8 protein-coding genes and 1 tRNA gene are annotated in these 8,845 nt (G+C 59.3%); 6 read left to right on the forward strand and 3 right to left on the reverse strand.

The window, feature by feature from the left end; genetic code table 11:
• Nucleotides 1-72: 72 nt before the first annotated feature.
• A complete protein-coding gene (gene dcd / locus SOP85_RS15600; RefSeq protein ID WP_046816561.1) occupies nucleotides 73-639 on the reverse strand; it encodes a dCTP deaminase in 567 nt (188 codons plus the stop codon).
• A gap of 353 nt (nucleotides 640-992) precedes the next feature.
• Here dcd and SOP85_RS15605 point away from each other — a divergent pair, with 353 nt between their 5' ends.
• Nucleotides 993-1,202 (forward strand): cold-shock protein, encoded by a 210-nt coding sequence (locus SOP85_RS15605; RefSeq protein WP_002554837.1) that lies wholly within the window; start codon nucleotides 993-995, stop codon nucleotides 1,200-1,202.
• A gap of 139 nt (nucleotides 1,203-1,341) precedes the next feature.
• Here the strand turns inward: SOP85_RS15605 and SOP85_RS15610 are convergent, their stop codons facing one another.
• Nucleotides 1,342-2,349: a DUF481 domain-containing protein gene (locus SOP85_RS15610; RefSeq protein WP_274073327.1), complete on the reverse strand. Its 1,008-nt coding sequence runs from the start codon at nucleotides 2,347-2,349 to the stop codon at nucleotides 1,342-1,344.
• 137 nt (nucleotides 2,350-2,486) lie between these two features.
• Here SOP85_RS15610 and SOP85_RS15615 point away from each other — a divergent pair, with 137 nt between their 5' ends.
• The 4 genes from SOP85_RS15615 to SOP85_RS15630 all read left to right on the forward strand — a co-directional run bounded on the left by SOP85_RS15615 (nucleotide 2,487) and on the right by SOP85_RS15630 (nucleotide 7,303).
• Entirely contained in the window at nucleotides 2,487-2,867 is a 381-nt protein-coding gene (locus SOP85_RS15615) for an MGMT family protein (protein WP_408601062.1), read from the forward strand.
• Between the two features lie 44 nt (nucleotides 2,868-2,911).
• The gene (locus tag SOP85_RS15620) at nucleotides 2,912-4,471 is read left to right on the forward strand and encodes an AmpG family muropeptide MFS transporter (RefSeq protein WP_274073325.1); all 1,560 of its coding nucleotides are present in this window, start codon (nucleotides 2,912-2,914) and stop codon (nucleotides 4,469-4,471) included.
• A gap of 142 nt (nucleotides 4,472-4,613) precedes the next feature.
• Nucleotides 4,614-6,329 (forward strand): proline--tRNA ligase, encoded by a 1,716-nt coding sequence (locus tag SOP85_RS15625; protein ID WP_274073324.1) that lies wholly within the window; start codon nucleotides 4,614-4,616, stop codon nucleotides 6,327-6,329.
• A gap of 17 nt (nucleotides 6,330-6,346) precedes the next feature.
• The gene (locus SOP85_RS15630; protein WP_274073323.1) at nucleotides 6,347-7,303 is read left to right on the forward strand and encodes a hypothetical protein; all 957 of its coding nucleotides are present in this window, start codon (nucleotides 6,347-6,349) and stop codon (nucleotides 7,301-7,303) included.
• Between the two features lie 91 nt (nucleotides 7,304-7,394).
• Here SOP85_RS15630 and dinB read toward each other — a convergent pair whose 3' ends face one another.
• A complete protein-coding gene (gene dinB, locus SOP85_RS15635) occupies nucleotides 7,395-8,456 on the reverse strand; it encodes a DNA polymerase IV (RefSeq protein WP_274073322.1) in 1,062 nt (353 codons plus the stop codon).
• Between the two features lie 297 nt (nucleotides 8,457-8,753).
• On the opposite strand from dinB, the gene SOP85_RS15640 reads away from it, so the two are divergent.
• A tRNA-Met gene (locus tag SOP85_RS15640) sits at nucleotides 8,754-8,830 on the forward strand.
• Nucleotides 8,831-8,845 lie beyond the last annotated feature (15 nt).

Raw genomic sequence — 8,845 nt, forward strand, 5'->3', positions numbered from 1 at the left:
GCAGATCGGAACAGTACACTCCATAGAGTGTACGCTCGCCCAGGAATTCCCACGGTTCGTCAGACGGCTGACTCAGGTGCGCGGCAGGGTGACGCCACGCTGGCCCTGGTACTTGCCGCCACGGTCCTTGTAAGACACTTCGCACTCTTCGTCCGACTCAAGGAACAGCATCTGCGCCACGCCTTCGTTGGCGTAGATTTTCGCCGGCAGGTTGGTGGTGTTGGAGAATTCCAGGGTCACGTGGCCTTCCCACTCAGGCTCGAGCGGCGTCACGTTGACGATGATGCCGCAGCGGGCGTAGGTGCTTTTACCCAGGCAGATGGTCAATACGTTACGCGGGATGCGGAAGTATTCGACGGTGCTGGCCAGGGCGAAGGAATTCGGTGGAATGATGCACACGTCGCTGTGGATGTCGACGAAGCTGCCCGCATCGAAGTTTTTCGGGTCGACGATCGCCGAATTGATGTTGGTGAACACCTTGAAGTGGTTGGTGCAACGCACATCGTAGCCGTAGCTGGACACGCCGTAGGAGATCACACGGCTATCGTCGCTGCCACGCACCTGGCGCTCGACGAAAGGGTCGATCATGCCGTGTTCCTGCGCCATGCGGCGAATCCACTTGTCCGATTTGATGCTCATGGCGGGTGTCCTGAATAGCGAGGTGGAAAAAATCTGTCCGGCATCTTACCGGGCGCGCCGCCGGGTTCAAAGTGCGCGCTGCAATTCTCGCCGGACATCCAGGAATTACCTGCGTTGGCGACGAACCGACACACCGTCGATCCTTAAAACAGAGAAACCTTCGCAAGAAGCATTGGCACGTTCCGGAAAAAGGGTTAAGGTGGCGTCACTGTGCTGCTTGTGTCACTGAGAATCTCTACACGATATGTTGAATTTCGATCCAACCATCTACAAGAATTTTTCCTGCTCTTTGCACTCAGTCTCGGCCAGGGTTTTTCCTGAGTCGCAGTTATCTTTGTTCAAGGAGTTACACCATGTCTAATCGCCAAACCGGTACCGTTAAGTGGTTCAACGATGAAAAAGGCTTCGGCTTCATCACTCCACAATCCGGTGACGACCTGTTCGTTCACTTCAAAGCTATCCAATCCGACGGCTTCAAAAGCCTGAAAGAAGGCCAACAGGTTTCTTTCATCGCTACCCGCGGTCAGAAAGGCATGCAAGCTGAAGAAGTTCAAGTTATCTAACTTGTACTTGCTTTAGTAAAAAGCCCCGCCCTCAACAGCGGGGCTTTTTTGTGCCTGCAGGTTTTTCACAGGCAAAAAAAGATCGCAGCCTTCGGCAACTCCTACATGGAGCTGCCGCAGACTGCGATCTTTTTGCGTCTTACCAGGTCACGCCAAACCCTGCCGTGTACCGGGTCTTGTCCAGGTCAGCATCATCAGTCCCGTCGATGATGTCTCGCTCGGCCTTGAGGTTCAGTGACGCCCAATCAGTCACCTTGTAACGCAGCCCCATCTCAGCATCCAGCGCATACTCGGCCACGCCCGACAGCGGCTTGCCCACCTCGCCATTGGTGAAGAACTCCACTTTCTTGCCAATCAGGTAGCGGTTGTAGTCCCACTTCATCGCGACAGAGTAGAAGTTCTCCTTGCTGCCATCGCTGAATTGGTAATCCGTGCGATTGACCAGCGAGCCCAGGGAGAATGCGCCCAGCTCGTCATCCCAGAACTGGTAACCAGGACCGGTACCGACGGTGCGCTGGCGGGAAAGGTCTTCGACCTTGTCACGCTTGTACACCAGGCGACCTTGCCAGAACCATTTATCCGTCAGGAAACGGTCGAGGGAGTACTCTCCCCGCCAATTGTCCGTGGTGGTCACGTCATCCTGATACTCGCGGTTGTACTCGCCTTCTGCGATGTGCCGCCAGCGGCCATGACGCGCAGTGGTCTTGAAGTCGATGTCGTAATCATCGGTATCTTTCTCGGCACGCTGGTAATCGAGGGCCGCATCGATATTGCCTTTCCACACCAGATCCTCCACCACCGGCTTGGGCTTGAGGATTTGCTGGACACTCGCCAGCTCAACCGTCTTGGGCCCATCACCGTTTTCCAAGGTCACCTTGCCGTCATCCGCCGCGTGCAGCGACTTGGCCTTCTCGCCGGTGTAGGCGTCCTGCTTGACCAGCAGTTGCTGATCACTTTCCAGGGTCTTGACCTGTTTCCAGTCGATCGGCACCGCGCCGGCATATTCGGTCTGGACCAGCAACTTGCCGCCATCGAACAGGATGATCTTGCCGCTCAGCTTGTCACCGTTCTTCAACCAGACGGTATCCGCGAGCAAGGGAGTGGAGGCAGTGACGACAGCGAGGCATAGCAAGGTTCTAGACAACATAAGCAAATAAAAGGCTCAGGTTCGCGAAAAAAAGTCGGCATTATCCGCAGGAATAAGACCCTAGCAAGGACTGACCCAACTATTTCTATTGAGTTCATTTCTCAATTGGCGATCCAGCATTTACCCTACAGACGGTACTGCGAACGACTTCAGGAACTGCGAACGTGATCGAGCCGACAGAACAACCCGACAGTCCCGCGCAAATCCGACGCACGGCGCTCTACCTGACGCTCGCGTCAGTACCCGAAGGCAAGGTCGTGAGTTATGGTCAACTCGCCGAACTGGCGGGACTGGGACGCGCCGCTCGCTGGGTCGGCAGGACACTGAGCCAACTGCCCGGCGACAGCAAATTACCCTGGCACCGCGTACTCGGTGCCGGCGGGCGCCTGAGCCTGCCCGCAGGCAGTCCCTCCGGGGACGAACAGCGCGCACGATTGCGCATGGAGGGCATCAGTATCCAGAACAATCGTGTTGATATTCAGCGTCATGGGTGGCGCCCGGTAGAGCACAGCGGTTAGAGTGCGCGCTTTGTTTCCGTATTTCTTGAGGCAGACTCCAGCCCATGCCCCGTAAAACCTGGCGCGCCGCGCTTGCTGCCTATGCCAGCCCTTCGACGCTTGTACTGTTATTGCTGGGTTTCGCCGCCGGCTTGCCCTACATGCTGGTGTTCTCGACGCTTTCGGTCTGGTTGCGTGAAGCCGGTGTGGCGCGCGAAACCATCGGCTACGCGAGCCTGATCGGCCTGGCGTATGCCTTCAAATGGGTCTGGTCGCCCCTGCTCGACCAATGGCGCCTGCCGTTGCTCGGCAAACTCGGCCGACGCCGTTCCTGGCTGGTGTTGTCGCAAGGGCTGGTGATTCTCGGCCTGGTCGGGATGGGCTTCTGTGACCCGCAAAAGCATTTGTCCTGGCTGATCGCCATCGCGGTGGTCGTCGCCTTCGCCTCGGCCACGCAAGACATTGCAGTGGATGCCTACCGCCTGGAAATCGCCGACGACAGTCGCCAGGCGGCGCTCGCCGCCAGCTACATGTCCGGTTATCGCATCGCGGCGCTGCTGGCCACGGCCGGCGCCCTGTTCTTCGCCGAAGGCTTCGGCTCCACCGGCTTCAACTACAAGCATTCGGCCTGGGCCGGCACTTACCTGCTGTTCGGCGCCTTGATGGTCCCGGCACTGCTCACCTCGTTGTTCATGCGCGAACCTGCCGTACCGCTGCGTACGCAACTGCAAGCCGGGCGCTACAGCTTCGTCCATCAACTGGCCTCGGTGTTCGTCCTGATCGTGCTGCTGGTGTCCGTGCCAGCCATGTTTACCCAGCTGTACAACACCGACTTTGCCAGCGTGCTGTTCGAAGGCGTGAGCCTGCTCGACCTGCTGCTCGAAGACCGCGCGTTCCTGCGCGCCATCCTCTACACCACGCTCACCGCCCTGTGCCTGTCGGCCATGGGTCGCCGGGGCCTGGCGCCGGTGCTGACGCCGGTCAACGACTTCATCCTGCGTTATCGCTGGCAAGCGCTGCTGCTGCTGGGGCTGATCGCCACCTATCGGATGTCCGATACGGTGATGGGCGTGATGGCCAACGTGTTCTACATCGACATGGGTTTCACCAAGGACCAGATCGCCAGCGTCAGCAAGATCTTCGGCCTGATCATGACCCTGGTGGGCGCCGGCATGGGCGGCCTGCTGATCGTGCGCTTTGGCATCCTGCCGATCCTGTTCATCGGCGGTGTCGCGTCGGCGGGCACCAATATATTGTTCCTGATGCTCGCCGACATGGGCGCCGACCTGAACATGCTGATCCTGACCATTTCCCTGGACAACTTCAGCTCGGGCCTGGCGACCTCGGCGTTCGTCGCCTACCTGTCGAGCCTGACCAACCTCAAGTTCTCCGCCACCCAGTACGCCCTGCTCAGTTCGATCATGCTCTTGTTGCCGCGCCTGATCGGTGGTTATTCGGGGGTCATGGTAGAGAAGTTTGGCTATCACAATTTCTTCCTGATCACCGCCCTGTTGGGCGTTCCGACGCTGCTGCTGATCGCCCTGCACTGGTTCCAGGAGAACCGTCGCGCCGGTCCGACACCAACGCCTGAACCGGTTCCGACCCAGGTCGTTGAAGAATCCTAGGAAACACCCGCAGAATTCCTACAGAGGACGGAGTCAATTCCGTCCTGCTGCCACCGCACCGACCGCACGCCTGTACGCCAGCGGAACTCGCCCGTACAATGCTCCGTCATTTCTCGTCATCAGCAATCGATAACGGCCAACCATGCGCACCAGTCAATTTTTGCTTGCCACACAGAAAGAAACGCCTTCCGACGCGGTCGTGATCAGCCATCAGCTGATGCTGCGCGCCGGCATGATCCGCAAACTCGCCTCGGGCCTGTACACCTGGCTGCCGATGGGCTTGCGAGTGATGCGCAAGGTCGAAGCCGTCGTTCGCGAAGAAATGAACGCCGCCGGCTCGCTCGAAGTGTTGATGCCGAGCACTCAACCGGCTGAGCTGTGGCAGGAATCCGGGCGCTGGGAAGAGTACGGCCCTGAATTGCTGCGCTTCAAGGATCGCCACGGTCGCGATTTCTGCGCAGGCCCGACCCATGAAGAAGTCATCACCGACCTGATGCGCAACGAGTTGAGCAGCTACAAGCAGCTGCCGATCAACCTGTATCAGATCCAGACCAAATTCCGTGATGAGATCCGTCCACGCTTCGGTTTGATGCGCGGCCGCGAATTCATCATGAAGGACGCCTATTCGTTCCACGCTGACCAGCCTTCGCTGCAGGTTACGTACGACCGCATGCACCAGGCGTACTGCAACGTGTTCACCCGCCTGGGCCTGAAGTTCCGCCCTGTGGAAGCCGACAACGGCTCCATCGGCGGCGCCGGTTCCCACGAGTTCCACGTGCTGGCCGAGTCCGGCGAAGACGATATCGTCTTCAGCAACGGTTCCGACTACGCGGCGAACATCGAGAAGGCCGAAGCCGTGCCACGCGAATCCTCGCGCGCCGCTGCGACCGAAGAACTGCGCCTGGTCGACACGCCGGACACCAAGACCATTGCCGCGCTGGTGGAAAAATTCAATCTGCCGATTGAGAAGACCATCAAGACCCTGATCGTGCATGCCGAGGAAGAAGGCAAGCTGATTGCCCTGATCATCCGTGGCGATCACGAACTTAACGAAATCAAGGCGGCGAACCAGCCAGGCGTGGCCAGCCCGCTGGTCATGGCCAGCGATGCCGAACTGCGTGACGCCATTGGCGCCGGCGCCGGTTCCCTGGGCCCGTTGAACCTGCCGCTGCCAATCATCATCGACCGCTCCGTCGAGCTGATGAGCGATTTCGGCATCGGTGCCAACATCGACGACAAGCACTACTTCGGCGTGAACTGGGAACGCGACCTGCCAGTACCGACCGTGGCCGACCTGCGTAACGTGGTCAGCGGCGACCCAAGCCCGGATGGCAAGGGCACCCTGGAAATCAAGCGCGGCATCGAAGTCGGGCACATCTTCCAGCTGGGCAACAAGTACAGCAAGGCGATGAAGTGCGAAGTGCTGGGCGAAAACGGCAAGCCGGTCACCCTGGAAATGGGTTGCTACGGCATCGGCGTGTCCCGCGTGGTCGCGGCTGCCATCGAGCAGAACAACGACGACAAGGGCATCATCTGGAGCGACACCCTGGCGCCCTTCCAGGTTGCCCTGGTGCCACTGCGCTACGAAACCGAACTGGTTCGCGAAGCCACCGACAAGCTGTATGCAGAACTGACTGCCGCCGGCTTCGAAGTGCTGCTGGACGACCGCGACAAGAAAACCAGCCCGGGCATCAAGTTCGCGGACATGGAGCTGATCGGCATTCCTCACCGGATCGTGGTCAGCGACCGCGGTCTTGCCGAAGGCAACCTGGAGTACAAGAGCCGTACCGAGGCCGAGCCGCAAGCGCTGCCGGTCGCCGACGTGCTGCCTTTCCTTCAGGCCCGTATCCGCCGCTGAAACCAGATAGAGACGTCATGTTCAAGCGAAACACCTTAGGCCTCGGTGGTGCCGCCCTGTGCGGCGCCCTGCTGGTCAGCGGCTGTGCCAATCACATGTCACAACGCAGCGAGCACGAGGAACGCGTCGAGCGCAAACTGCTCGATCACAGCCTGCAGATCGATGTTGGCGAGCCCAAGGTGCTTGAGCTGCCGCAACGCCGGGTGAAAATCCACGAGCAGAAGACTTTTGAAGTCACCGAGTTCGAGGTCACCCGCCATTACGATCGCTACACCCCGTACCAACCCTGGCGGGAGGTCTATGAGATCCCGCTGGGCGCGGTCGCGGTGGTGGCCGGTGTCGGCGCCAATGTGGCCAACGTGTTCGCCCTGGGCAATCTGCCAGACAGCATGACCCGGGACTGGTTCAGCTACGGCTTCGCCGGGCTCAACCCGTTCATGAACGTGCAGTCCCACGGACGCGCCCAGCAGAACCTGGCCGGCATCGACGAAGTCCAGCTCGACAAGCGCACGGAGTATTCGAGCCTGCCCTGGAGCGAGCGTCCGGTCGAAGTCAAGGCCGGCAAGGAAACCTTCGAGATGAGCACCGACAAGAATGGCGTATTGCGCCTGAACCTGTTGGACAGCCCGTTCGCCGAACATGACCTCAACCACCTGAGCAAGCTGCAGATCAACGTCCAGGACGCCAAGGACGATGTGCACAGCGATTCGTCGCTGGCCGTCAGCAGCACCTTGCGCGGCAAGTTGCTCGAAGCCCACGGGTTGATTTACGACGACCTTGAAGACGACGAAGTGAGCCAGTGGGTGCACCGGGTCAAGCGCCTGTCGGAGCTGGGCCTGGAAGAAGAAGCCACCGAGCTGGAACAAAGCCTGATCGAGCTGACCCGCAACGATCCGGAGTTGCAGACCGAATTCCTCAAGTCCCTGACCAAGGATGCCGGGCGACTGGTGGCGGCGGATCCGCGACCGAACTGAGGCGCCTGTTAAAAGATCGCAGCCTTCGGCAGCGCCTACAGGGGGTCACATTCCCCTGTAGGAGCTGCCGCAGGCTGCGATCTTTTGATTTTTAACGCTCAAACAACTCCATTTGCTCGAACCCACCCCGCAGATCCTCCAGCCTCACCCCCACCCCCAACAACCGCACCGGTTTACCTCCACGGTTGAACGCCTGGGTCAGCAACAACTGATAACTGCCCAGATCCCGCCCTGCCCCGGCCTGCTCCAGCGTGGTCTGGGTGAAATCATGGAACTTCACTTTGACGAAGGGTTTGCCCGGCCGATAGCTGCTGTCGATTCGCGCCATGCGCGATGCGAGGGTTTCCAGCAGTTCCGGCAGTTTGTCCAGGCAGCTGCGCAGGTCCGGCAAGTCGACGTCGTAGGTGTTTTCGACACTGATGGACTGGCGGCGACTGTCGTTATGCACCAGGCGATCATCGATCCCACGGGCCAGGCTCCAGAGTCGCTCGCCAAAACTGCCGAATTCGCGCACCAGCGCCAACTTGTTCCACTCGCGCAGTTGCGAGCAGTCGACGATGCCGAGCTTGCCCAGCCTGTCGGCGGTGACTTTACCCACCCCGTGCAACTTACTCACCGGCAAGCCGCTGACAAACGCCTCGACCTGATCCGGGGTGATGACAAACAAGCCGTTGGGCTTTTTCCAGTCGCTGGCGATCTTGGCCAGGAACTTGTTGGGCGCCACCCCGGCAGAGACGGTGATGTGCAACTGATTGGAGACGCGCCGGCGAATGTCCTGGGCAATGCGCGTCGCACTGCCGCCAAAATGCGCGCTGTCCGACACATCGAGGTAGGCCTCATCCAGGGAAAGCGGCTCGATGATCTCGGTGTAATCGCGAAAGATCGTGTGAATTTCCCTGGACGCTTCTCTATAAGCTTCCATGCGCGGCTTCACGATCGTCAGGTCCGGGCACAGCTTCAAAGCATGCCCGGAGGACATGGCCGAGCGCACGCCATAGGCCCGCGCTTCATAGTTGCAGGTGGCAATCACCCCGCGCCGGTCCGCCGACCCGCCTACCGCCAGGGGTTTTCCAGCCAGGCGCGGGTCGTCCCGCATCTCGATGGCGGCGTAGAAACAGTCACAATCGACGTGGATGATCTTTCGCTGGGTCATTTCAACGCGGTGTTCATGAAGTAGAAATAGCGTCACGCGGTGTAGGAAAAACAGTATCTCACTGATAACTGTATATAGCACCAGTACCCGGACGGATCTTTTTCATTCGTTGGAACCGGCCAGAAATTTATTTTCTCAATCGAGAAGTTCACTCCAATAGAGCCGCAGCCCTTGCCATGCCTGCCTCTCAGGCCTCCAGAGTGCGGCAATTTACAGCTAAGCGATTGAACAGGAACAGGTTTTATCAAAATAGCAGGTTGACACACCCGCGTATTTCTATAGAATGGCCAACACAGACGCGGGATGGAGCAGTCTGGTAGCTCGTCGGGCTCATAACCCGAAGGTCGTCGGTTCAAATCCGGCTCCCGCAACCAAACATCAAAAAAGGC

The organism is Pseudomonas sp. YuFO20 (assembly GCF_035064975.1).
Lineage (GTDB): Bacteria > Pseudomonadota > Gammaproteobacteria > Pseudomonadales > Pseudomonadaceae > Aquipseudomonas > Aquipseudomonas putida_AE.